Source organism: Streptomyces sp. NPDC004327 (assembly GCF_042873935.1).
In the GTDB taxonomy this organism is placed as follows: Bacteria; Actinomycetota; Actinomycetes; order Streptomycetales; family Streptomycetaceae; genus Streptomyces.
The window spans coordinates 176,994-200,397 of the sequence record NZ_JBIAME010000011.1 but is presented as its reverse complement, the minus strand read 5'-3'; the positions used below and the strand labels follow the sequence as shown (position 1 = coordinate 200,397).

At 71.2% G+C, this 23,404-nt stretch carries 22 protein-coding genes and 5 tRNA genes; 15 read left to right on the top strand and 12 right to left on the bottom strand.

The window, feature by feature from the left end:
- The first annotated feature begins 8 nt into the window (after positions 1–8).
- Entirely contained in the window at positions 9–215 is a 207-nt protein-coding gene (locus tag ACFYU9_RS32670; RefSeq protein ID WP_389208879.1) for an acyl-CoA carboxylase subunit epsilon, read from the top strand.
- 37 nt (positions 216–252) lie between these two features.
- Here the strand turns inward: ACFYU9_RS32670 and ACFYU9_RS32665 are convergent, their stop codons facing one another.
- The gene (locus ACFYU9_RS32665) at positions 253–1,614 is read right to left on the bottom strand and encodes a uracil-xanthine permease family protein (RefSeq protein WP_389347213.1); all 1,362 of its coding nucleotides are present in this window, start codon (positions 1,612–1,614) and stop codon (positions 253–255) included.
- Positions 1,611–2,735: an aryl-sulfate sulfotransferase gene (locus ACFYU9_RS32660; RefSeq protein WP_389347211.1), complete on the bottom strand. Its 1,125-nt coding sequence runs from the start codon at positions 2,733–2,735 to the stop codon at positions 1,611–1,613. Before ACFYU9_RS32660 ends, ACFYU9_RS32665 begins: the two co-directional genes overlap by 4 nt.
- A 165-nt stretch (positions 2,736–2,900) precedes the next feature.
- Between ACFYU9_RS32660 and ACFYU9_RS32655 the strand changes: the two genes are divergently transcribed.
- Positions 2,901–3,464 (top strand): helix-turn-helix domain-containing protein, encoded by a 564-nt coding sequence (locus ACFYU9_RS32655; RefSeq protein ID WP_389208885.1) that lies wholly within the window; start codon positions 2,901–2,903, stop codon positions 3,462–3,464.
- A 95-nt stretch (positions 3,465–3,559) separates the two neighbouring features.
- Here the strand turns inward: ACFYU9_RS32655 and ACFYU9_RS32650 are convergent, their stop codons facing one another.
- From ACFYU9_RS32650 to ACFYU9_RS32615, 8 genes are all read right to left on the bottom strand, one after another.
- Complete coding sequence (locus ACFYU9_RS32650) at positions 3,560–4,141, bottom strand: ATP/GTP-binding protein (protein WP_050791473.1); 582 nt, start codon at positions 4,139–4,141, stop codon at positions 3,560–3,562.
- Positions 4,122–4,697: a DUF742 domain-containing protein gene (locus tag ACFYU9_RS32645; protein ID WP_389208887.1), complete on the bottom strand. Its 576-nt coding sequence runs from the start codon at positions 4,695–4,697 to the stop codon at positions 4,122–4,124. Before ACFYU9_RS32645 ends, ACFYU9_RS32650 begins: the two co-directional genes overlap by 20 nt.
- Positions 4,698–4,790: 93 nt before the next feature.
- Positions 4,791–5,204, bottom strand: coding sequence for a roadblock/LC7 domain-containing protein (locus ACFYU9_RS32640; protein WP_362534025.1), 414 nt, complete (start codon positions 5,202–5,204; stop codon positions 4,791–4,793).
- A gap of 10 nt (positions 5,205–5,214) precedes the next feature.
- Positions 5,215–8,517 (bottom strand): nitrate- and nitrite sensing domain-containing protein, encoded by a 3,303-nt coding sequence (locus ACFYU9_RS32635; protein WP_389347209.1) that lies wholly within the window; start codon positions 8,515–8,517, stop codon positions 5,215–5,217.
- Between the two features lie 352 nt (positions 8,518–8,869).
- Complete coding sequence (locus ACFYU9_RS32630; protein ID WP_389208891.1) at positions 8,870–9,460, bottom strand: ATP/GTP-binding protein; 591 nt, start codon at positions 9,458–9,460, stop codon at positions 8,870–8,872.
- Positions 9,441–9,848: a DUF742 domain-containing protein gene (locus tag ACFYU9_RS32625; protein WP_389208893.1), complete on the bottom strand. Its 408-nt coding sequence runs from the start codon at positions 9,846–9,848 to the stop codon at positions 9,441–9,443. Before ACFYU9_RS32625 ends, ACFYU9_RS32630 begins: the two co-directional genes overlap by 20 nt.
- Positions 9,849–10,009: 161 nt before the next feature.
- Positions 10,010–10,423 carry a roadblock/LC7 domain-containing protein gene (locus ACFYU9_RS32620; RefSeq protein ID WP_265864815.1) on the bottom strand — a complete coding sequence of 138 codons (414 nt, stop codon included), beginning with the start codon at positions 10,421–10,423 and terminating at the stop codon, positions 10,010–10,012.
- 9 nt (positions 10,424–10,432) lie between these two features.
- A complete protein-coding gene (locus ACFYU9_RS32615; RefSeq protein ID WP_389347207.1) occupies positions 10,433–14,275 on the bottom strand; it encodes a nitrate- and nitrite sensing domain-containing protein in 3,843 nt (1,280 codons plus the stop codon).
- 587 nt (positions 14,276–14,862) lie between these two features.
- Between ACFYU9_RS32615 and ACFYU9_RS32610 the strand changes: the two genes are divergently transcribed.
- From ACFYU9_RS32610 to ACFYU9_RS32570, 9 genes are all read left to right on the top strand, one after another.
- Positions 14,863–15,066 (top strand): hypothetical protein, encoded by a 204-nt coding sequence (locus ACFYU9_RS32610; RefSeq protein WP_389208897.1) that lies wholly within the window; start codon positions 14,863–14,865, stop codon positions 15,064–15,066.
- An 81-nt stretch (positions 15,067–15,147) separates the two neighbouring features.
- Positions 15,148–15,942, top strand: coding sequence for a fumarylacetoacetate hydrolase family protein (locus tag ACFYU9_RS32605; RefSeq protein ID WP_389208899.1), 795 nt, complete (start codon positions 15,148–15,150; stop codon positions 15,940–15,942).
- Positions 15,935–17,410 (top strand): glutamate--tRNA ligase, encoded by a 1,476-nt coding sequence (gene gltX / locus ACFYU9_RS32600; RefSeq protein ID WP_389208901.1) that lies wholly within the window; start codon positions 15,935–15,937, stop codon positions 17,408–17,410. Before ACFYU9_RS32605 ends, gltX begins: the two co-directional genes overlap by 8 nt.
- A 72-nt stretch (positions 17,411–17,482) precedes the next feature.
- Entirely contained in the window at positions 17,483–18,205 is a 723-nt protein-coding gene (locus ACFYU9_RS32595) for an HAD family hydrolase (protein ID WP_389208902.1), read from the top strand.
- Positions 18,206–18,300: 95 nt separating this feature from the next.
- A tRNA-Gln gene (locus ACFYU9_RS32590) sits at positions 18,301–18,372 on the top strand.
- Positions 18,373–18,412: 40 nt separating this feature from the next.
- A tRNA-Glu gene (locus tag ACFYU9_RS32585) sits at positions 18,413–18,485 on the top strand.
- A gap of 61 nt (positions 18,486–18,546) precedes the next feature.
- Positions 18,547–18,619, top strand: a tRNA-Glu gene (locus tag ACFYU9_RS32580).
- Between the two features lie 20 nt (positions 18,620–18,639).
- Positions 18,640–18,711: transfer RNA gene (locus ACFYU9_RS32575), tRNA-Gln, on the top strand.
- Positions 18,712–18,754: 43 nt separating this feature from the next.
- Positions 18,755–18,827, top strand: a tRNA-Glu gene (locus ACFYU9_RS32570).
- A gap of 148 nt (positions 18,828–18,975) precedes the next feature.
- Here the strand turns inward: ACFYU9_RS32570 and ndgR are convergent.
- Complete coding sequence (gene ndgR / locus ACFYU9_RS32565; RefSeq protein WP_128977462.1) at positions 18,976–19,692, bottom strand: IclR family transcriptional regulator NdgR; 717 nt, start codon at positions 19,690–19,692, stop codon at positions 18,976–18,978.
- A 139-nt stretch (positions 19,693–19,831) separates the two neighbouring features.
- On the opposite strand from ndgR, the gene leuC reads away from it, so the two are divergent.
- The 4 genes from leuC to ACFYU9_RS32545 all read left to right on the top strand — a co-directional run bounded on the left by leuC (position 19,832) and on the right by ACFYU9_RS32545 (position 23,035).
- Positions 19,832–21,256, top strand: coding sequence for a 3-isopropylmalate dehydratase large subunit (leuC, locus tag ACFYU9_RS32560; protein WP_389208904.1), 1,425 nt, complete (start codon positions 19,832–19,834; stop codon positions 21,254–21,256).
- A gap of 5 nt (positions 21,257–21,261) precedes the next feature.
- Positions 21,262–21,855: a 3-isopropylmalate dehydratase small subunit gene (gene leuD / locus ACFYU9_RS32555; RefSeq protein ID WP_389208906.1), complete on the top strand. Its 594-nt coding sequence runs from the start codon at positions 21,262–21,264 to the stop codon at positions 21,853–21,855.
- Positions 21,856–21,959: 104 nt separating this feature from the next.
- A complete protein-coding gene (locus ACFYU9_RS32550; RefSeq protein ID WP_389208908.1) occupies positions 21,960–22,196 on the top strand; it encodes a hypothetical protein in 237 nt (78 codons plus the stop codon).
- 143 nt (positions 22,197–22,339) lie between these two features.
- Positions 22,340–23,035, top strand: a complete 696-nt coding sequence (locus ACFYU9_RS32545) for an HU family DNA-binding protein (protein WP_389208909.1) — start codon at positions 22,340–22,342, stop codon at positions 23,033–23,035.
- A gap of 165 nt (positions 23,036–23,200) precedes the next feature.
- Here the strand turns inward: ACFYU9_RS32545 and ACFYU9_RS32540 are convergent, their stop codons facing one another.
- Positions 23,201–23,404, bottom strand: a complete 204-nt coding sequence (locus ACFYU9_RS32540) for a hypothetical protein (RefSeq protein WP_389208911.1) — start codon at positions 23,402–23,404, stop codon at positions 23,201–23,203.

The following is a 23,404-nucleotide window of genomic DNA, read 5'->3' as shown; positions in this document are numbered from 1 at the left end:
TCACCGAAGTGACCACGCCTGCCACAGACACCAACCTGCTCCGGGTCGAGAAGGGCCACGCCGAGCCCGAGGAGCTCGCCGCCATCACCGCGGTGCTCCTCGCCCGCGCCGCCTCCCGCCCGGCCGAGCCCGCCCACCCCCGCCACACCACGGCGGGCTGGCGCCGCCTGGAGCGCCAGTCGGGCTTCCGCCCGTCGCACTCCTGGCAGGGCTGAGCCCCGCGCGGGACACGCCCGCGAAGCCCCCGGTTCCTCAGCGAGCCGGGGGCTTCGGCGTGCCGGCGGTCGTAGCGGCCACCGGCCGCGCCCTGGTCAGCAGCGGCGTCAGCAGCACCGCCGTCAGGGTGCCCGCGACCACCCCGCTGCCCAGGACCGTGCGGACCGTCGCAGGGAAGCCGTCGTACAGGCCCGGGACCAGCAGCGGCAGCAGCCCGGCCGTGAGCGCGAGGGCCGCCGCCATCGCACCGCCGCCGGTGCCGGACAGCTCGGCCCGGCGCAGCATCTCCACGCCCATCACGGCGATCACCGCGTACACGACGAGCGAGGAGCCGCCGACCACGGCCGGCGGCAGGCCCGCCACGGCCCGGGAGACCGGGGTGGCCAGGCCCAGCGCCACGAGGAGCACCCCCGCGCCCGCGGTGACCCAGCGGCTGCGGACGCCGGTGAGCCGGACGATGCCGATGTTCTCCGCGCTGGTCACCATCAGCGACGTACCGAACAGGCCGCCGGCCAGCGACACCAGCGCGTCGGCACGGGCCACCCGGGGCACGTCCCGGCCCGGGTCGGGGGTGCGGCCGACGGTCTCGCTGTTCAGCACGGTCTGACCGGTGATCTCGGCCAGCGTGGTGAGCGCGAAGACGAGCAGCGGGAGTGCGGCGAGCGGATCGAACCGGGGCACGCCGTAGGGGAGCGGGGCCGGCAGCGAGAAGCCACTGCCCGCGGCGGGCGTGAACGCGCCGAGGCCGGTGACGACGGCCAGCAGCGTGCCCACCGCCATGCCGATGAGGACCGCCGTCTGCCGCCACACCCCGCGCAGCAGCACGGCGGCGGCGACCGTCGCGGCGACGGTCAGGCCGGCGAGCAGCACCGCGCCCGGTTCGCCGCTGCCGTCGGGGCCGGTGACGAGCCGGGCGGCGACCCGGATCATCGCGATGCCGATGAGCAGCACGGTGACGCCCATGACCAGCGGCGGGAAGAGCCGGACGATCCGCGCGTACAGCGGCAGCACGGCGAGCAGCAGCGCCGCCGCGAGCAGCACGGACCCGGTGGCGGTCGCCGCGCCGTGCTCCTGGGCGATCTGCAGGAACAGCGCCGTCGCCGCCCCGCCGGGGAGCATCACGAACGGCAGCCGGGCGCCGATCCGCCACCGGCCGAGCGACTGGAGCAGCGAGCCCGCCCCGCACAGCACGAGCACGGCACTGAGCAGTGACGCGGTGGCGCCGGGCGACAGGCGCAGGGTGCCGGCGGTCAGGAAGACGGTGGAGACCGGGGCGGCGAGCACCGCCAGGACGTGCTGGGCGGCGAGCGGGGCGAGGCGGGTCAGGGGGAGGCGCCCGGCCGCCGGGGACGAGGCGGGTGGGGACGTCGGCCGCGGGGCCGGAACCGGCGGGGTCATGAGCCGTCCCCCAGCCACGGGAGGTCGGCGGCCTGGTAGCGGTAGGCGCGGAAGACCGCGTTGGGCTCGGCGGGGAACAGGCCGCGCACCTCCCGCTCGCGGTACGGGGCGAAGTGCGGGACGACGTACTCCCAGCACAGGTAGCCCTCCCGGGTCACCTCGAAGAGCCGGCCGGAAGGGGAGTCGGTGACCAGGGTGTTGCCGTTCGGCAGCCGCTGCGCGGAGCCCATGAACGGGGCGAAGAAGAACTCGCGGGCCGGGTCGTGGTACTCCCACACCACCGCGCCGCTGTCCCGGTCGATCTCGACGACCCGGGAGTAGGGGACGTCGCAGTGCGGCCGGAAGACGCCGTTGTCGAAGACGAGGATCCGGCCGTCGTCGAGTTCGCTCGGCGCGTGCTGCTGGGAGACGGTGCCGGGCTCGGTGCGCCACAGGACCTCTCCGGTGGCCCGGCTGATCACGACGACCGCGGAGACGCTGCGCAGGCTGGCCAGGATGTTGCCGTCGGCGAGCGGGGTCACGCTGTTGATCAGCGGCCAGTGCTCCCGGGCGTACGCGGGGTGCAGCGGGAATCCGTCGCGGTCGAGGTGGTCGGCGGCCCGCCAGGACCACAGCAGGGTGCCGTCGGGGGCGACTTCGCGGATGGTGTCGGCCCATACGGTGCCGCCCCGCGCCTCGGAGCCGGGCACCCCGCCGCGTACGGAGGCGGCCTCGGCGCCGCGCAGGGGTTCGAGCGCGGTGTAGAGGATGCGGCCGTCGTCGAGGTGGTGGGCGTCGTGGTGCTGGAGCGGGTCGCGGTGCTCGCCGAGCACGGTGCCGTCGGGCGCGGCCCGCAGCATCACGCCGCCGCGGTACTTGTGCCACATGGGGAACAGCGCCGGTTCGCCGGGCAGTACGCCGTTGTAGGCGAGGGTGCCGCCGGGCAGCAGCCGGGCGTGCCGGCCGGGCCGGTAGGGCAGCGTCCACTGGTGGACGGGCCGGCCGCGCAGGTCGACGAGGTGGACCTCGCCGGAGCCGGTGAGCGGGGCGAAGAGCGTGTAGCCGGGGGAGGCGGCCTCCTCGTCGAGGGCGAGGAGGCCGATGGGACGGCGGCGGCGTGAGTTCTGGTCGACGACGGGCATGACGGAACTCCCTTCCTGTCAAAGTTTCTTTGATGAGAGCAACTGACTTTGACGGTAGGGGCGTCGTGTGACGGGCGTGTGTCAGCCGTACGAAACCGTGGCCGGGGCCACCGGCCGGGCCGCGTAGGGTTCGGGAACAGGCGCCGACGGGAGGGGACGGAACAGATGGAGGCGACGAACACGCCCCGCGTGGGGGCCGCCGTGCGCCGCCGGCGCCGGGCCCTGGAGCTCACCCTGGCCGAGGTGGCCACCCGCAGCGGGCTCTCCTCGCCCTTCCTGAGCCAGATCGAGAACGACCGGGCCCGGCCCAGCATGCGCTCGCTCCAGCGGATCGCCGACGCCCTCGACACCACGGCCGTGCAGCTGCTCGCCGCCTCGGACGAGACGCGCACCGTCGACGTCGTGCGCGCCGCCGCCGACAGCGCCCTGAGCCCGGACTCCCCGGACGCCCGGGTACGGCCCGTGGTGCGCGGCCGGCACCAGCTGCACGCCCTGGAGTTCACCGGCGGGCACGAGGCCGACCGCGAGTTCCGGCACCGCAACGACGAGCTGCTGTACGTCGCGGACGGTGCCGTGGAGGTCGAGGCCGACGGCCGCCTCCACCGGCTCGGGCGCGGCGACACGATCCTGCTCTCCGGCGGGGTCCGGCACCGCTGGCGCACCACCGGCCCCGGCGCGCGGGTCCTCGTCGTGGCCGTCGGCGACCACGTCGAGGTCCTGGGCTCCTGACGGCGGCCGGACACGCCAGAGGCCCCGCACACCGGACCGGATCCGGTGTACGGGGCCTCTCGCGTCGACTCGTGTCGTCCTCGGCCCGCCGGGACTTACCGCAGGCGCGCCATGAGCGCGTGCTCCACCAGGGTGATGAGCGCGCTCTTGGCGTCCGCGCGGTGGCGGGCGTCGGTCGTGATGATCGGGGTGTCGGGGCCGATCTGGAGGGCCTCGCGGACCTCCTCCGGGTTGTACGGCTGGTGGCCGTCGAACCCGTTCAGGGCGATGACGAAGGGGAGACCCGAGTTCTCGAAGTAGTCGACCGCCGGGAAGCAGTCGGCGAGACGCCGGGTGTCGACCAGGACGACGGCACCGATGGCACCGCGGACCAGGTCGTCCCACATGAACCAGAAGCGGTCCTGACCCGGCGTACCGAACAGGTACAGGATCAGGTCCTGGTCCAGGGTGATGCGGCCGAAGTCCATGGCGACGGTCGTCGTCGTCTTGTCGCCGGTGTGGGTGAGGTCGTCGATGCCCGCGGACGCGGAGGTCATCACGGCCTCGGTTCGCAGCGGGTTGATCTCGGAGACGGCGCCGACGAATGTGGTCTTGCCCACGCCGAAGCCGCCCGCCACCACGATCTTCGCGCTGGTGGTAGAACGAGCCGCACCGCCGCTAGAGCTTGCGAAGTCCACTGAGCACCCTTTCGAGCAGTGTCACGTCTGGCTGACCGCCGGCGGCTTCGTCGCCGCCGGGCTGGTGGATGGCGACAAGTCCGGCCTCGGCCAGGTCGGCGACGAGAATCCGGGCAACGCCGAGGGGGATGGAGAGAAGTGCCGAGATCTCGGCGACCGACTTGATCTCGAAGCACAGCCGGCAGATCCGCTGGTGCTCGGGCAACTGCCCCTGCAGCCGGGACGGATCGGCCGTCGTACTGACCAGCGCCTCGATGGCGAGCTGGTAACGGGGCCGGGTCCGGCCACCGGTCATCGCGTACGGACGCACGAGCGGGTTGTGCCCGCCCGAACCGCCCTGCGCACCGGGCCGCCGGCCGTGCGCGGCGGGCGCGCTCGGGGAACCGGCGGGACCGGGCTGGACGTGCTGCGGGGCCTGGGGCTGCTGGTAGGGCTGCGACATGCCCTGTCTGCTCGGCGTGGAAGGGAAGTTGTAGCGGTTCTGCGCGGTGTCGCCCAGCGGCGCCTGATGCGCGTCGTAACCGTTGTAAGGGCTCGCGCCCGGGGGTGTGCCCACGTCTCCTCCTCCGACTGCCTCGCGGCCCCATGTCCCTTGGAACCGCGCCACCGCACCCTACGGTGCGGTGGCGAGATATGCACTGTCCGTCTGTTAGTTGAGAAGACTTCCCTGAAGTTCCGCGCGCAGGTCGGGCGTGAGCACGCTGCCCGCGCGGTCGACGAGCAGTGCCATCTCGTAGCCCACCAGACCGATGTCGGACTCGGGGTGGGAGAGCACCGCCAGCGAGGAGCCGTCGGAGATGGACATGATGAAGAGGAAGCCGCGCTCCATCTCCACCACGGTCTGGTTGACCGCGCCGCCCTCGAAGATCCGGGACGCGCCCGCGGTCAGCGAGGTCAGACCGGACGCGACCGCCGCAAGCTGGTCGGCACGGTCGCGGGGGAACCCGTCGGACATCGCCAGCAGGAGGCCGTCGGCGGAGACCACCACGGTGTGGGACACCCCGGGGGTGTTGTCCACGAAGTTGGTGATCAACCAGTTCAGATTCTGCGCTGCCTGGCTCATCGCGCTCACACTAACGCTCCTGGTGGTAGGTGTTGCCCGGGCCGAGGCCCGATCCGTTCGTGTCCGTACCCGCACTGCGACCCTGCTGGATGCCGCGGCGCAGGTTGCTCAACCTGCCCCGGACGTCCTCAGGCGCGCGGGAGACCTGGGGGCCGCCCTGCGGGGTGTGCTCCGCCTGACCCTCGACCAGATTGGCCTTGGGGACCCGTCGCGGAAGTCCGGACGAGGTGACCCCGCCCGCCTTCGGGTCGCGGAGCTTCTCGGCCCGCTTCCAGCGCTCGTCGTTGGCCGAGCGCCAGTCGTCGGGGCCGCCGGCCGCGGTGTCGTCGCCGACCCCGCCGCCGTTGCCGTCATTGCCGGCGTTGCCGCCGTGGTGGACGTCGCCGGCCGGTCGCACGGGCTGGGCCGGCGGCGCGGGCTGCGCGGCCCGCGGGGTCAGCGGCGCCTGGGGGGCGACGCTGCCGCGGCGCGGCAGACCGGCGTCGGTCATCGCGTGGCCGGCGTCCGGGGTGGGGTTCGGCGTGGCACCCGGACGGTCGAAGCCTACGCGGTCACGGTCCGGTTCGGGAGCGACCCGGACAGATTCCGATTCCGTCCCGAACTGCTGCGCGTAGCCGTCGGCGTAGCCGTTCTGGCGCGGCCAGTCGTCCTGGTGGGCCTGGGGTTCGTAGCCTCCGGCGTAACCCTGCCCGCCGTCCGCCGGGGCCTCGTACGCGGCTTCCGCATACGCCTGCTCCGGGTAGCCGTCGACCTGCTGCTCGTACCCCTCGTAACCCTGCTGCGCCGGGTACGCCTGAGAGGCGTCGTAGCCCTGCTGCGGGAAGCCGTACGCGTCCTGCGGCTGGGCGTAGGCGTCCTGGGCCTGCGCGTAGTCGCCGGGGTACTCCGCGGCGTACTCCTGCTCACGCTCCTGCGGTACGTAACCCTGCTGCGCGGCGCCGGGGGCGACCTCGTCCCGGAACAGCGGGGCGTCGTCGTGCTGGACCTGGGCCTCCAGGGCCGCCCGGCGCTCCTCGCGCATCAGCGAGCGGTTGACCGGGTCGAGCTGGCGCTCGTCGGACGGCTCCTCGTAACGCGAGTCGTCGAAGCCGAGCTCGGCCGCGGTGCGCATCGGCTGCACCTGCGGGTCGAAGGCCGGCTGCTCCTGCTGCGGCATCATCTGCGAGACGGTGAAGCCGTCCTGCAGCGGCTGGTCGCCACCGCCACCGTGGGTGATCGCGTCCGGCAGCATGACCAGCGACGTCGTGCCGGCCTGCTCGCCCGAGGGGCGCAGCTGGACGCGGACGTTGTGCCGGTCGGCGAGCCGGCCGACCACGAACAGACCCATGCGCTGCGAGATCGCGGCGTCCACGGTCGGCGGGTTGGCCAGCTTGTGGTTGATGTCCGCGAAGTCCTCGGCGGTGAGGCCGATGCCCTTGTCGTGGATCTCGACCATGACGCGGCCGTCGGGCAGCCGGGTCGCGGTGACCCGGACCTTGGTCTGCGGGGAGGAGAACGTGGTGGCGTTCTCCAGGAGCTCGGCGAGCAGGTGCACGAGGTCGGTCACGGCCTGGCCGTGGATGTCGGCCTCCGGCACGCCCTCGATGTCGATGCGCTCGTACTGCTCCACCTCGGAGGCGGCGGCGCGCATGACGTCGACCAGCGGGACCGGCTGGTCCCAGCGGCGGCCCGGCTCCTGGCCGGCGAGGACCAGGAGGTTCTCGCCGTTGCGGCGCATACGGGTGGCCAGGTGGTCCAGGCGGAAGAGGTTCTCCAGCTGGTCCGGGTCGGCCTCGTTGTTCTCCAGGTCGGTGATGAGGGTCAGCTGGCCCTCGATCAGCGACTGGTTGCGCTGCGAGAGGTTGGTGAAGATCGCGTTGATGTTGCCGCGGAGCAGGGCCTGCTCGGCGGCGAGCCGGACGGCCTCGCGGTGCACCTGGTCGAAGGCGCGGGCGACCTCGCCGATCTCGTCGGTGGTGTCGATCGGGATGGGCTGGACGCGGGTGTCGACCCGGCCCGGCTCGGTGCGCGAGAGCTGGTCGACGAGCATCGGCAGGCGCTGCTCGGCGATGCCGAAGGCGGCGGAGCGCAGCTCGCGCATCGAGCGGCCCATCTGGCGGGCCATGAGACCGGCGATGACGAAGGCGGCCAGCAGGGCGACGACGACGATGCCACCGTTGACCCAGGCGTCGGTCTGGGCGCTGTCGGAGATGTCGGCGGCCTCGTTCACGGCCTTGTCGACGAGCTCCTTCTCGACCTCGGTGTAGCCGTCGAACTTGGCCGTGGAGACGGCCATCCAGGTGTCGGCGGTGATGCCGTCCTGCTTCAGCGAGGCGATGGCGTCGGCGTCCTTGGAACGGCCGATCGCCTGCGCCACGCCGGCGTAGACGGACGGGTCCTGGCCGCCGCCCTTGGGCAGCTCGATGCCGAGCGCGGCCATCTTCTTGGAGCCCTCGGCGGCCTTGCCCGCCATGACCTCCTTGAGCCGGTCCACGTCCTCCTGCGTACCGCCGGAGTTGTACTCGCCGAGGGCGATCTGCTCCAGGTAGTTGTACGAGTTGAACGCAACCGTCTGCTGCGCGAACACGTCCTCCTTCTTGGAGGGACGGACGAGCAGCTGGGTGCCGATCGAGCGCTGGAGCGACTCGGCGGCCTTCGCGAGCTGGATCGCGTAGACCGTACGGCCGTAGCTGGTGATGTTTCCGGTGCCCAGACCGAGCTCGTTGGAGAACTCCATCAGGTAGTGCTGGACCTCGGTGTAGCCGAGCTGGGTGTTCACCGGGTCGAGCGCGCGCGTGTAGGCGACCTTGCGCAGCTCCTGCAGCTTGGGTTCGGCCTTGCGGAACAGGCCGAGCCGGCGCTCCAGGCCCTGACCGCCCGGCATGTTCTGCACGGCCTGGTCGAACTTGGCCTTGGCGGCGTCGGTGGCCTCGTACGCCTGGGCGACCTCGTCGGCCTGGCGGTCCTCGGCGCTCTTGGCCTTGAGCAGCGGAGCGGCGGTGAGGTCGCGCTCGTTGAGCAGCGCCTGGCCGTAGTCCGAGGCGGCGCGCACGATGAGGGCGGTCTTCTCGGCGTCCTGCGCCTCCTGCCAGGTGTCGATGGACGTCTTCACCTGGAAGCCGCCCATGACCAGGCCCACGAGCGCGGGTATGAGGAGGATCGCGTTCAGACGCGTGGGCACGCGCCAGTTGCGCGGGGCCAGCTTGCTGGAGCTGCCCTTGCGGCCGGTGGCCTGGGGTGGGGGCTCGTCCGCGGGCGCGAGCACCGCGTGGGACGGCGGCGTGAAATTGCCCCGCGCCTGCGGTTCCGCGGAGCTTTCCTTGCTTCGCCTCACTCGACCAACAACCTCTCGGCGTCGGCACCTACGTTGTGCCGGGTGTTTCGTTCAGGGCCGTACTACTCGGGAGTTCATGAATTGCAGCACGTGAGGGGGGCCGCCTCCAAACAGTGCGAAGCAGCCGGTTTTTGGCGCTCACACCACCGATAAAACGGGCATAAAGAACGAGCCCCGCCAAAAGGCGGGGCTCATGTGAGCGCAGCGGTACCGCTTGGATGCGTCGGGTGTCCGACCCGCCCCAATTCTCTGTCGGATTGTTATCAACGTGGGGGTGGTCGTGTCGAAGGACACAGACCACCCCCAAAACCTCTACGACAACTGCCGTATATCGACTTCTACTTGATGTGTACTACTTCAAGCGGGCCATGAGCGCGTGCTCGACGAGGGTGATGAGCGCGCTCTTGGCGTCCGCCCGGTGCCGGGCGTCGGTCGTGATGATCGGAGCGTCGGGCCCGATCTGCAGCGCCTCGCGGACCTCGTCCGGCGTGTACGGCTGCTGCCCGTCGAAACCGTTGAGGGCGATGACGAAGGGGAGGCCCGAGTTCTCGAAGTAGTCCACGGCCGGGAAGCAGTCGGCGAGACGCCGGGTGTCGACCAGGACGACGGCACCGATGGCACCGCGGACCAGGTCGTCCCACATGAACCAGAAGCGGTCCTGACCCGGCGTACCGAACAGGTACAGGATGAGGTCCTGGTCCAGGGTGATGCGGCCGAAGTCCATCGCCACCGTCGTGGTGGTCTTCCCGCCGGTGTGCGTCAGGTCGTCGATGCCCGCCGAGGCGGAGGTCATCACGGCCTCGGTCCGCAGCGGGTTGATCTCGGAGACGGCGCCGACGAACGTGGTCTTGCCCACGCCGAAGCCGCCGGCCACCACGATCTTCGCGCTGGTGGTCGACCGGCCCGCCGAGGCGGAACCGGCGTTAGAGCTTGCGAAGTCCACTGAGCACCCTTTCGAGCAGTGTCACGTCCGGCGTACCGCCGGCCTCTCCGTTGCCCGGCTGGTGGATGGCCACCATGCCGGCCTCGGCCAGGTCGGCCACGAGGATGCGGGCCACACCGAGCGGCATCGACAGCAGCGCCGAGACCTCGGCCACCGACTTCACCTCACGGCACAGGTGGCAGATCCGCTGGTGCTCGGGGAGCAGGGTGGCCAGGTGCGCCGGGTCGGCCGTGGTGCTGACCAGTGCCTCGATGGCGAGCTGGTAGCGCGGCCGGGTCCGGCCGCCGGTCATCGCGTACGGACGGACCAGCGGCTGGTCGCCTTCCGGTCCGTACGGATCGTCTATCGAGACGCCGTACGGATCGTGAGAGGCGGGGGGCGGGGTCATGAATCCTCCGGGCGTGACAGCAGAACCTTCTGCCGTCTGATGGGGCCGGTGGGGGGCCGGGTGGGGCGGCCGGACGGTGAACGGTCCGGGGCGGTACGGAGGGGCGCACCGCCCGGGCACGTCGGTTCGGGTTCGGGTTCGGATACGGGTACGGGGCGGGGCTAGCGGAGCAGGCTGCCCTGGAGCTCGGCCCGCAGGTCCGGGGTGAGCACGCTGCCCGCCCGGTCGACGAGCAGCGCCATCTCGTAGCCCACGAGGCCGATGTCGCACTCCGGGTGTGCGAGCACGGCCATCGAGGAGCCGTCGGAGACGGACATGATGAAGAGGAAGCCGCGCTCCATCTCCACCACGGTCTGGGCCACGGGACCGCCCTCGAAGATCCGGGACGCGCCCGCGGTCAGCGAGGTCAGTCCGGACGCGACCGCCGCCAGCTGGTCGGCACGGTCGCGGGGGAATCCTTCGGACATGGCAAGGAGCAGTCCGTCGGCGGAGACCACCACCGTGTGCGACACCCCTGGGGTGTTGTCCACGAAGTTGGTGATCAACCAGTTCAGATTCTGCGCCGCCTGGCTCATCGCGCTCAACTAACGCTCCTGCTGCTGGGTCGGACCGACATGGAAGGAACCCGTGGTGGAGTTGCCCGCCTGACGGCCCTGCTGGATACCGCGGCGCAGATTGGTGAGCCGGCCGCGGACGTCGTCGGGTGCGCGGGACACCTGGGGGCCGGCCGCGGTGGCCTGCTCCTGGGCGGTCCCGGGCACGAGGTTGGCCCGCGGCACGCGCCGCGGAAGCCCGGAGGTGGTGACGCCGCCGGCCGCGGGCTTGCGCGCCCGCTCCGCCTGGCGCACCAGCTCGTCGTTGGGCGAGGTCCGCCAGGCGGCCGCGCCGTTCTGCCGGCCGGCCTCCGGCTGCTGCGGGGCCGCCGGGGCGGGCCGCTGCGGGACGACCGGGGTCTGCATGGTCCGCTCGACGTCCGGCGTCCGCGGGGCCGGGGCGGCCTGGTGCGGCGCCGGGGCCTGCGGACGGCCGACCGGCGGCCGGTCCTGCGGAGCCTGACCCTGCGGGGCCTGACCCTGCGGAGCCTGACCCTGCTGGGCCGCCTGGTCCTGGTGGTACCAGTTGGTCTCCAGCGTGTCGAACAGCGGGGTGCGGCCGTCACCGGAGGGCGCCGCCGGCGGCAGCGCCTCGGGCTGACGCGGCTGCTGGAGCTGCGGCTGCCGGGGCTGCTGCGGCTGGCCCTGCGGGCCCTGCTGACCGTGGTGACCCGGCAGGTTCGCCGGACGCTGCTGCGGCGCGGGGGCCGGGGCGTGCTGCTGCGGGGCCTGGGCCTGCGGCACGTACGGCTGGTGGCCGAACGCCTGCTGCTGCGGGGCCTGCTGCGGCTGCTGGGCCTGCGGCATCCCGTAGTCCTGCCGCGCGAACTGGCCGGTGGACGACGGGTCCTGGTAGCCCTGCGGCTGCTGCTGGGCCTGCGGCATCCCGTAGTCCGGGCGGGCGAACTGGCCCGTGGAACCGGGGCCCTCGGGGTAGCCGGGGACCGGCTGCGGGTAGCCGCCGGTGGTCTCCGGGTCCTCGTGGCCGCGCGGCGCGTCCAGCGGGGTCATGTCCTGCTGCGGCCGGCGGACCGGCTGGGCCTGGTCGTTGCCCCAGCTGGTGGCCTGCGGACGCTGCTGCTGCGGGTTGCCGCCGGGCAGCTCGGCCCGCGGGAAGCCGTTCTGGCCCTGCGGATCCATCGGCTGCTGGGCCTGCTGGGCCTGCTGGCCCTGCGGCTGCTGGCCCTGGCCGCCCCAGATGTCCGTACGGGACGGGATCGCGCTCTGCGCGCCGCCGACGAAACCGCCCGGCGCGCCGGCGCCGGGACCCGGCTGCTGCGGGTCCGACGGAACGGGCGGCAGCTGCGCGGTCTCCGGACCCTGGGACAGGGACGGGGCCGGAGCCTGCGAGCGCTCCTGGAAGAGGTTCGGGCCCTGCGGCTGCTGCGGGGCCTGGCCGTTCGGCCGCTGGCCGCCCTGGCCGGGCAGCGCACCGCGGGCCGGGCCCGCGGCGAGCCGGCCGCCGGGCGCCGACGGGGCACCGCCCGGACGTCCGCCGCCGAGGCCGCCGGCCGCGCCGGGACCGCCGGTGAGCCGGCCGCCCGGGGCGCCCTGGCCCTGCGGGACGGCGCCCTGGCCGGCCTGACCGGCCTTCGGCGCGGGCTTCTTGCCGCCGTGGGCGACGTCGACCGGCAGCATGACGAGCGCGGTGGTGCCGCCCGAGTCGGACGGGCGCAGCTGGATGCGGATGCCGTGTCGCAGGGACAGGCGGCCGACCACGAACAGACCCATGCGGCGGGAGACCGAGACGTCCACGGTGGGCGGCGAGGCGAGCCGCTCGTTGATCGCGGCCAGGTCCTCGGGGGAGAGGCCGATGCCGGTGTCGTGGATCTCGACGAGCACCCGGCCGTCGGGCAGCGCGTGACCGGTGACCCGGACCTTGGTCTGCGGCGAGGAGAAGGAGGTGGCGTTCTCGAGCAGCTCGGCGAGGAGGTGCACGAGGTCGTTGACGACGCGGCCGGCGACCTCGGTCGCGGGGACCGAGGCCAGCTCGATGCGCTCGTACTGCTCCACCTCGGAGGCGGCGGCGCGCAGCACGTCGACCAGCGGGACCGGGCGGGTCCAGCGTCGGCCCGGCTCCTCACCGGCGAGGACGAGGAGGTTCTCACCGTTACGGCGCATGCGCGTCGCGAGGTGGTCGAGCTTGAACAGCGAGGACAGCTGGTCCGGGTCGGCCTCGCGGGACTCCAGCTCGGAGATGAGCGAGAGCTGACGCTGGATGAGGCCCTGCGAACGGCGCGAGAGGTTGGTGAACATCGCGTTGACGTTGCCCCGGAGGAGGGCCTGCTCGGCGGCGAGGCGGACCGCCTCGCGGTGCACGTCGTCGAAGGCCGCGGCCACCTGGCCGATCTCGTCGCGGGAGTGCACACCGACGGACTCGACGGAGGTGTCGACGTCCTGCGGGTCGGCCTCGGAGAGCTGCTTGACGAGCTCGGGCAGGCGTTCCTGGGCGACCTTGGTCGCGGTGTCCTGGAGCCGGCGCAGCGAGCGGATCATGGACCGGGCCACGACGAAGGCGCCGACGAGCGAGACGCCGAGGACGAGGAGGATCAGCGCACCGTTGATGATGGCGTCGCGCTGCGACTCCTGGCGCAGCTCGCGCGCCTTGGTCTCCATCTCGCCGAGCAGCGTCGCCTCGATGGTCTTCATGGCACGCATCTTGGTGCCGTACTCGTCGGTGAAGTTCAGGTGACCGCGCTTGACGTCCGGCAGGCCGCGGCTGGACTTGAGCAGCCGCTGGGCGTAGTTGTCGGCCGCCTCGATCGACGGGTTGCCGTTGGTCAGCGAGGCGGTCAGCTCCGTGGCGTCGCCGCCGGTCGACTCGTAGATCGACTGGAACGTCTTGAACTCGACGCCCTCACTGGTGAGCGCGGCCTCGCCGTAGAGGCGGTCACCGAGCTGGAGGTCGGCCGGCTTGCTGTCGTTCGGGGGCAGCGCCGAGGCGATGATCGCCTGCTGGATGGAGGCGTACTCCTTGGCGGACGAGAACGCGGCGAGCGCGCGGGTCCGCTTGATCATCTCCGGGTTGCTGGTCGCCTGCGCCATGTCCTGGGACAGGCTGAGCAGCGAGCGGATCAGCCGGCTGTACGCCTCGACCGTCACCGAGTGGGCGGTGCCGTTCTGCTTGTACGCGTCGAGGCGGATGTTCTGCAGCTGGCTGACCTGCGAGGCGATCTGGTTGACGTTCTGCCGGATGCTGCGCAGCGACTCGTCGTTCTCGGTGGCCGGGATGTCCTTGGTGGCCTGGAGGAACGCGTTGTAGGCGCGGTCGGTGTTCTTGCGCGGGTTGGCGACCTGGTAGTCGCTCGGGTCCTTGCCGTTGGCCAGCGGACCGGCCGAGAGGTCGCGCTCCTGCTGGAGCTGCTCGGCGAAGTTGGTGGCTTCCTTGGTCAGCTTGGTGAGCAGCTGCATCTGGTCCAGCTGGTCCATGTTGGACAGGGACTCGTTGATGCGGATGCCACCGAGGCTGGTCGCCGCGACCACGGGGAGGGTCAGCAGGGCGACCAGGCGGGTGGAGATGCGCCAGTTGCGCAGGGCTATTCGCGGCCCGACCTGGGCCTCGGAGTTGAGCTTGGGCAGCGGGGCGTGCTCGGCCGCGGCGTCCGCGGCCGTGTCGCCCGCGCCGCCGCCGCTCTTGCCGCTCTTGCCGGCCTTGCCCGTCTTGTTGCCCCGGTCGCCGCCGGAGTTACCGGTGCCGCCGGAGGCGTGCTGCGGCTGCGGGGCCGGGGAACCGTGCTGGGTCCCGGCACGCGGCTCCTGCTCCGCCGGAGCTTCCCCTCGGCCCTTGCGGGCCTGGGAAGAGCCCGTGCCATCCCTCTTGAAACGTCCCTGCACTAGCGTCGCAACCTCTGGACCAGGCGTCCCTCCGGGTGAGCGGAGAAGACGGTGTCGGCGTCGTGGGACGCAGGCGCGTCCCCGTGGTGGTCGTCGGTGACCGGCGCAGATCCCCCTAGTCCCGCCACTCGGCCGGCGCTGCGTTGCGCCCCCTGCGCGCCGGCACTCAAAGCCCGCGGCGGTGCGTGGAATTCCAGCACAGTGCCGGATCTCCAACAAGGGCCGTGGGGCGTGGCGCGAAGGGGATGACAACGAGTGAACGACGTGTCACCCCACGTAGAAGATGATCACGGAGGAAACGGGCGTATCCCCCCGAAGAGGCAAGGGGGGAGGGGTGTCCCAGTCGCCATGATCAGGAGCGGAATGGCGCATTCAGTGGAGGAATGTCCGTTTCGGTTACCTCGGATGGCGGAGCGTAATGCCCGCTTTGTGCCTCGATTGGTGAGCAAACTCACACGTAGTTCGTTGGGTCCGCCATGCAATCGCAGGGAATTGCATGTTTAGCCTGACGCTTTGCAGAATGGGAAACCCGTCCCCCGCGCCCGCGTGGGCGCGCCCCGCCGCAGACAAAAGGGTCCGACACCGCGATGAAGACGACGACGCCCGTACTCCGCACCACGGCCAACCCCCGCCGTTCGACCCTCGCCCACCTCGAGGACGCCGCCCAGCTGGGCCGCCCCCTCCAGCCCGAGTACGCCGCCGCCCTCCCCGGGACGACCGCCAACCCGCGCCGCACGGTCCTGATGGTCCCGCCCGCGCCGTACGTCCCGGCGTACCTCTCCGCGGAGTAATCACGCGGCTGCGGCTACCGGCCGAGATAGCCTGACGGGGTCAGACTCCCAGCCAGTAGCAAGTGAGGGGCGACAGCACTCGTGCGCATCGCCAGATTCTCCATCGACGGCAACGTCGCCTTCGGCGCGGTCGAGGGCGAGGGAACCGTCGAGTCCGGCGGCCTGGTCCTCGACATCATCAAGGGCATCCCGTACACCGACTTCGAGCTCAGCGGCACCAAGGTCCCGCTGAGCAAGGTCCGGCTCCTGCCGCCCGTGCTCCCCAACAAGGTGGTGGCCATCGGCCGCAACTACGCGGAGCACGCGAAGGAACTCGGCAACGAGGTCCCCGAGGTACCGGTGGCCTTCTTCAAGCCCACCACCTCCGTGATCGGCCCCGGCGACGCCATCGAGTACCCCTCCTTCTCCAGCCAGCTGCACCACGAGGCCGAACTGGCCGTGGTCATCGGCCGCATGTGCCGTGAGGTTCCGCGCGAGCGCGTCAAGGACGTCGTCTTCGGCTACACCTGTGCCAACGACGTCACCGCCCGCGACGTCCAGCAGCGCGAGTCCCAGTGGGCCCGCGCCAAGGGCTTCGACACCTCCTGCCCGCTGGGCCCCTGGGTCGAGACCGGCCTGAGCATCGCCGACGCGAGCGACCTGACCATCCAGGCGACGGTCAACGGCGAACAGCGACAGCTCGGCCGTACGAGCGACATGATCCGCTCCATCGAGGACCTGGTCGTCCACATCACCGAGGCCATGACGCTGCTCCCGGGCGACGTCATCCTCACCGGCACCCCCGCCGGGGTCGGCCCCCTCACCGTCGGCGACGAGGTCGCCGTCACCATCGAAGGCATCGGCACTCTCACCAACAGGGTGATCAAGCGTGGCTAACGCGAACATCCGCGTCCGTTTCTGTCCGTCCCCGACCGGCAACCCCCATGTGGGCCTGGTCCGCACCGCCCTCTTCAACTGGGCCTTCGCGCGGCACAACCAGGGCACCATGGTCTTCCGCATCGAGGACACCGACGCGGCCCGCGACTCCGAGGAGTCGTACAACCAGCTGCTCGACTCGCTGAAGTGGCTCGGGCTCGACTGGGACGAGGGCCCCGAGGTCGGCGGCCCGCACGAGCCGTACCGCCAGTCGCAGCGGATGGACATCTACAAGGACGTCGCCGGGAAGCTCCTCGCCGGCGGCTACGCGTACCACTGCTACTGCACCCAGACCGAGCTGGACGAGCGCCGCGAGGCCGCCCGCGCCGCCGGCCGGCCGTCCGGCTACGACGGCCACTGCCGCGAGCTGAGCGCCGAGCAGGTCGAGGTCTACAAGGCCGAGGGCCGCGAGGCCATCGTCCGCTTCCGGATGCCGGACGAGACGATCACCTTCACCGACCTGGTCCGCGGCGAGCTCACCTTCACCCCGGAGAACGTCCCGGACTACGGCATCGTGCGCGCCAACGGCGCCCCGCTGTACACCCTGGTCAACCCGGTCGACGACGCCCTGATGGAGATCACCCACGTCCTGCGCGGCGAGGACCTGCTCTCCTCCACCCCGCGGCAGATCGCGCTCTACAAGGCGCTGATCGAGCTGGGCGTCGCCAAGGAGATCCCCGCCTTCGGCCACCTGCCGTACGTCATGGGCGAGGGCAACAAGAAGCTCTCCAAGCGCGACCCGCAGGCGTCCCTCAACCTCTACCGGGAGCGCGGCTTCCTCCCCGAGGGCCTGCTCAACTACCTGTCGCTCCTCGGCTGGTCCTTCTCCGCCGACCAGGACCTCTTCACCATCCCCGAGATGGTCGAGAAGTTCGACATCGCGGACGTCAACGCCAACCCGGCCCGCTTCGACCTCAAGAAGGCCGAGTCCATCAACGCGGACCACATCCGCATGCTGGACGTGAAGGACTTCACCGCGGCCTGCGAGCCCTGGCTGAACGCCCCGCACGCGAACTGGGCCCCCGAGGACTTCGACCGGACCGCCTGGGAGGCCATCGCGCCCTACGCCCAGACCCGGCTGACCGTCCTGTCGGAGATCACGGCCAACGTCGACTTCCTGTTCCTGCCCGAGCCGGTCCTCGACCAGCCGTCCTGGGACAAGGCGATGAAGGGCGAGCCCGCCGCCCTGCTCACCACCGCCCGCGAGAAGCTCGTGGACGCCGACTGGAGCGACCCGGAGTCGCTGAAGAACGCCGTCCTGGCCGCCGGCGAGGCCCACGGCCTCAAGCTCGGCAAGGCCCAGGCCCCGGTCCGCGTCGCCGTCACCGGCCGCACGGTCGGCCTGCCGCTCTTCGAGTCCCTCCAGATCCTGGGCAAGGACAAGACCCTGGCCCGCGTCGACGCGGCCCTGGCGAAGCTCGCCGGCTGAGCCCCGGCCCGGCCCCGGGCACATGCCCGAAGTACCCCCGTCCCGTCCCGGGACGGGGGTACGGTCGTTTTCATGACCATCCGCGCGGTCCTCTGGGACGTGGACGACACGATCTTCGACTACGCGGGCGCCGACCGCGCCGGCATGCGGGCCCACCTGGCCGCCGAGGGGCTCGCCGGCGGGTTCGGCTCCGTCGACCTGGCCCTCGGGCGCTGGAAGGAGCTCACGGAGCTCCACTGGCGGCGCTACCAGGCCGGGCTCGGCGACTGGCAGGAACAGCGGCGGTGGCGGGTGCGGGACTTCCTGGAGCGGCCGGGGATGACCGAGGACGAGGCCGACGGCTGGTTCGACCGCTACGCGGCCCACTACGAGGCCGCCTGGGAGCTCTTTCCCGACGCCGTGCCGGTGCTCGACCTGCTGGCCCGTGACTACCGCCACGGCGTGCTCTCGAACTCCAGCATCCACGCCCAGGACCCCAAGCTCCGCGCGCTGGGCGTACGGGAGCGCTTCGAGGCCGTCCTGTGCGCCGCCGAGCTCGGGGTGTCCAAGCCGGCCCCGGAGGCGTTCCACGCGGCCTGCACGGCCCTCGGGTTGCCACCGGAGCAGGTGGCGTACGTCGGGGACCAGCCGGACACGGACGCGCGCGGCGCCGTGGAGGCGGGCCTGCTCGGGGTCTGGCTGGACCGCGCGGACACCGGCGGGAGGCCCGAGCTGACCCGCATCACGGACCTCCACCAGCTGCCCGGGGTGCTGCTCGGGGATACGCGTTTTGGAGCACCGTCCACCTTCGGGTAATGTTCTTCCTGCGCCGAGGGGAACGGGCCGAAAGGCCGGAAAGCCCCGAAAGCGCAAGCCGAGCAGGATCCCTTCTCGAAGAGATCAAGTTCCGGTGGCCTATGGTGTAATTGGCAGCACGACTGATTCTGGTTCAGTTAGTCTTGGTTCGAGTCCAGGTAGGCCAGCTCGCAGAGCTCATCTGCAAACCGTGGATGGCATCCACAAGCCCCCGTTGTGTAGCGGCCTAGCACGCCGCCCTCTCAAGGCGGTAGCGCCGGTTCGAATCCGGTCGGGGGTACAGATCCTTCCCGCAGGATCACCTGGGTAGCTCCCGGTGACTCTGATGCAGGATCGCTAGGGCCCCCGTTGTGTAGCGGCCTAGCACGCCGCCCTCTCAAGGCGGTAGCGCCGGTTCGAATCCGGTCGGGGGTACGAGTTGGTCTAAACCACTTTGGTCTATGGTGTAATTGGCAGCACGACTGATTCTGGTTCAGTTAGTCTTGGTTCGAGTCCAGGTAGACCAGCTAGGATCTGCGGCGGTGTTCATTCAACGCTCGCAGGATCCGAGCCCCCGTTGTGTAGCGGCCTAGCACGCCGCCCTCTCAAGGCGGTAGCGCCGGTTCGAATCCGGTCGGGGGTACGCACGGATGAAGCCCTTCCCTTCGGGGGAGGGCTTCTTCGTCATGTGTCGCGGCGGTTGTGTCATGAGACACAACTCCGGCCCACCGCTGCGGCGTTGGAGCGGTGGGCCGGACACGAACAGATGAAGAGAGGAAGCGGCGGCAGGGTCAGCCGTTGCGGCGCAGGGCCTCGGTCAGACGGGCGGCGGCGTCGATGACCGCCTGGGCGTGCATACGGCCCGGGTGGCGGGTCAGGCGCTCGATCGGGCCCGAGACCGACACGGCGGCCACCACCCGGTTCGACGGCCCGCGCACGGGCGCCGAGACGGATGCCACGCCCGGCTCGCGCTCGCCGATCGACTGGGCCCAGCCGCGGCGCCGTACGCCCGACAGGGCCGTCGCCGTGAAGCGGGCGCCCTGGAGGCCGCGGTGCAGCCGCTCGGGCTCCTCCCAGGCCATCAGGATCTGCGCCGACGAGCCGGCCTTCATGGTCAGCGTCGAGCCGACCGGCACGGTGTCCCGCAGACCCGAGAGCCGCTCCGCCGCCGCCACGCAGATGCGCATGTCGCCCTGGCGCCGGTAGAGCTGGGCGCTCTCGCCCGTCACGTCGCGCAGGTGCGTCAGCACCGGTCCGGCCGTCGCGAGCAGCCGGTCCTCGCCGGCCGCGGCGGCGAGCTCCGCCAGCCGCGGTCCGAGGATGAACCGGCCCTGCATGTCCCGGGCCACCATCCGGTGGTGTTCCAGTGCCACGGCCAGTCGGTGTGCCGTGGGTCGTGCGAGTCCCGTCGCCGCGACCAGACCTGCGAGGGTGGCCGGACCGGACTCCAGGGCGCTCAGGACAAGGGCTGCCTTGTCGAGAACGCCTACGCCGCTAGAGTTGTCCATGCAACGATATTCGCGTCTCACTCTGTGAAACGCAAGTTCAATTTTCCGAGGAACCCGTCACTCTGGTGATGCGGCCGCACGACGGCCGCGAAACGATCTCTAGTGGTGCCGGCGCACGCCGCCGGCCGGAGGGAAAGCGATGGGTAGGACACTCGCGGAGAAGGTCTGGGACGACCATGTCGTCCGGCGCGCCGAGGGCGAGCCCGACCTCCTCTTCATCGATCTGCACCTGCTGCACGAGGTGACCAGCCCGCAGGCGTTCGACGGGCTGCGTCAGAACGGCCGGCAGGTGCGGCGCCTCGACCTCACCATCGCCACCGAGGACCACAACACCCCCACCCTGGACATCGACAAGCCGATCGCCGACCCGGTCTCCCGCGCCCAGTTGGAGACCCTGCGCAAGAACTGCGCCGAGTTCGGCGTCCGGCTGCACCCGCTGGGCGACGTCGAGCAGGGCGTCGTCCACGTGGTGGGACCGCAGCTGGGACTGACCCAGCCGGGCACCACGGTGGTCTGCGGTGACTCCCACACCTCCACGCACGGCGCCTTCGGCGCGCTGGCGTTCGGCATCGGCACCAGCCAGGTCGAGCACGTGCTCGCCACCCAGACGCTGCCGATGGCCCGCCCGAAGACCATGGCGATCACCGTCGACGGCGAGCTGCCCGAGGACGTCACCGCCAAGGACCTGATCCTGGCGATCATCGCGCGGATCGGCACCGGCGGCGGCCAGGGCTACGTCCTGGAGTACCGCGGCTCCGCCATCGAGAAGCTCTCGATGGAGGCCCGGATGACCATCTGCAACATGTCCATCGAGGCCGGCGCCCGCGCGGGCATGATCGCCCCCGACGAGACCACCTTCGCCTATCTGAAGGGCCGCGCCCACGCCCCCGAGGGCGAGGACTGGGACGCCGCCGTCGCGTACTGGAAGACCCTGAGGACCGACGAGGACGCCGTCTTCGACGCCGAGGTCGTCATCGACGCCACCGCGCTCGCGCCGTTCGTCACCTGGGGCACCAACCCGGGCCAGGGCGCCCCGCTTTCGGCGAACGTCCCCGACCCGGCTTCGTACGAAGACGCTTCGGAGCGCCTCGCCGCCGAAAAGGCCCTGGAGTACATGGGGTTGACCGCCGGCCAGCCGCTGCGCGACATCAAGGTCGACACCGTCTTCGTAGGCTCCTGCACCAACGGCCGCATCGAGGACCTGCGGGGCGTCGCCTCCCTGCTGGACGGCCGCAAGGTCGCCGACGGTGTCCGCATGCTGGTCGTCCCCGGCTCCGTCCGGGTCGCCCTGCAGGCCGTCGAGGAGGGCCTGGACAAGGTCTTCAAGGAGGCCGGCGCCGAGTGGCGGCACGCGGGCTGCTCCATGTGCCTGGGGATGAACCCCGACCAACTGGCCCCCGGCGAGCGTTCCGCGTCCACCTCCAACCGCAACTTCGAGGGCCGGCAGGGCAAGGGCGGCCGCACCCACCTGGTCTCCCCCCAGGTCGCCGCCGCCACCGCCGTCCTCGGCCACCTGGCCTCCCCGGCCGATCTGTCCGACGTCGCCACCACCGCGGGGGTCTGAGAATCATGGAAGCCTTCACCACGCACACCGGCCGCGCCGTTCCGCTGCGCCGCAGCAACGTCGACACCGACCAGATCATCCCGGCGCACTGGCTGAAGAAGGTCACCCGCGACGGCTTCGAGGACGGCCTCTTCGAGGCCTGGCGCAAGGACGAGGAGTTCGTCCTCAACCGCCCCGAGCGCCAGGGCGCCTCGGTCCTGGTCGCCGGCCCCGACTTCGGCACCGGCTCCTCCCGCGAGCACGCCGTCTGGGCGCTGCAGAACTACGGCTTCAAGACCGTGATCTCCAGCCGCTTCGCCGACATCTTCCGCGGCAACTCGCTGAAGAACGGCCTGCTCACCGTCGTCCTGCCGCAGGCCACCGTGGACGCCCTCTGGGAGCTCACCGAGGCCGACCCGACCGCCGAGGTCACCGTCGACCTGCAGGCCCGCAAGGTCCTCGCGGCCGGGATCGACGCCGACTTCGAGCTCGACGAGAACGCCCGCTGGCGACTGCTGAACGGTCTGGACGACATCAGCCTCACCCTTCAGAACGAAGCGGACATCGCCGCCTACGAGGCCGCTCGGCCGTCCTTCAAGCCCCGTACAATTACGGTCTGAGCAGCGCGTTTCCAGTACTGCGCCCCCCACCGCCCGGTGGGGGGCGCAGTCGCTTGTTGAGGCCCGGTCGGGCGACAACTCGCCCTAGATGGCACAATCGGTGCATGGAACGCGACAGCCAACTCGAGCTCTACGAGGCCGTCGCCGCCCGATTGAAGGAAGCGCACAGAAGGGTGCGCGAACTGCAAGTCCCGGAGGGCGTAAGGATGGCGCTGTCCCGGAAGCTGCTGGTCCTCACGGCCGCGGCGAAGCACGACATCACGGACGTGGCAACGCGTCTGGACCGGTTGATGAAGGACCTGAAGGACCTCGACGAGGGTCGATTCCCTGAAGACGACTGACACCTGGAACTCCGTAACGGCTCTTTCGCGTTGCGGCACTAGGGTGATTAGCCCGTTTCGTGTTTGATTTGCGGTATATACATGCCTAACGTGCGAAAAAGCTTGAACACTTTCGTTCTGGCAAAGTCTCCGAAGGGGAAGACGTGAACAAGGCGCAGCTCGTAGAAGCGATTGCCGACAAGTTGGGCGGCCGCCAGCAGGCCGCCGAAGCCGTCGACCACGTGCTCGACGCCATCGTGCGCGCCGTGGTCTCCGGCGACCGGGTCTCGGTCACCGGCTTCGGGTCGTTCGAGAAGGTCGACCGCCCCGCTCGCTACGCCCGTAACCCGCAGACGGGCGAGCGCGTGCGGGTCAAGAAGACCTCCGTTCCGCGCTTCCGTGCGGGTCAGGGCTTCAAGGACCTGGTCAGCGGCTCGAAGAAGCTCCCCAAGGGCGGCGAGGTCTCCGTCAAGAAGGCGCCGAAGGGCAGCCTCATGGGTGGAGCCGCCTCCGCCACCGTGAAGAAGGCCGCGGCCAAGAAGGCCACCACCGCCAAGAAGGCCGCCGCGAAGAAGGCGACTCCGGCGAAGAAGACCACGGCCGCCGCCAAGAAGACCACCGCCGCCGCGGCGAAGAAGGCCACGACGGCGACGAAGAAGACCACGGCCGCCGCCAAGAAGACCACCACCGCCGCGGCGAAGAAGACCACGGCGGCCGCCAAGAAGACCACGGCCGCCGCGAAGAAGACCGTCGCCAAGAAGACCGCGCCGGCGAAGAAGGCCACCGCGAAGAAGGCGCCCGCCAAGAAGACGACGGCGCGCAAGACCACCGCGAAGAAGACCACCGCCGCGAAGAAGTAAGGCGGCGCGTGCTCATACGCCGGGCCGGGCTCCCTGTCGGGGAGCCCGGCCCGCGGCGCGCACAAGGGGATTTCCGGCCGAATGAGAGGCCGTGCGAAACGCTGTACGAGCGGCCGTGCACCCGGCCGTACGCGCGGTTCTGGAACGTCTGCGGCGTCAGCAGCTCTAGAACGTCTGCAGCGTCACCAGCGTGATCCGGCGGGCCGCGCCCTCGCCCTCCGTCTCGATCCGCACCCGCTGCCCCGGCCGCAGCAGCAGCAGCCCGCCCGCGGTGAAGGCCTCGGCCCCGAACTCCACCGGGGTGCCGTCGTCGAGCAGCACACTGCCGCTGTGGGTCTCGGGGTCGTACGTGTACGCGGTCGCCTGCAT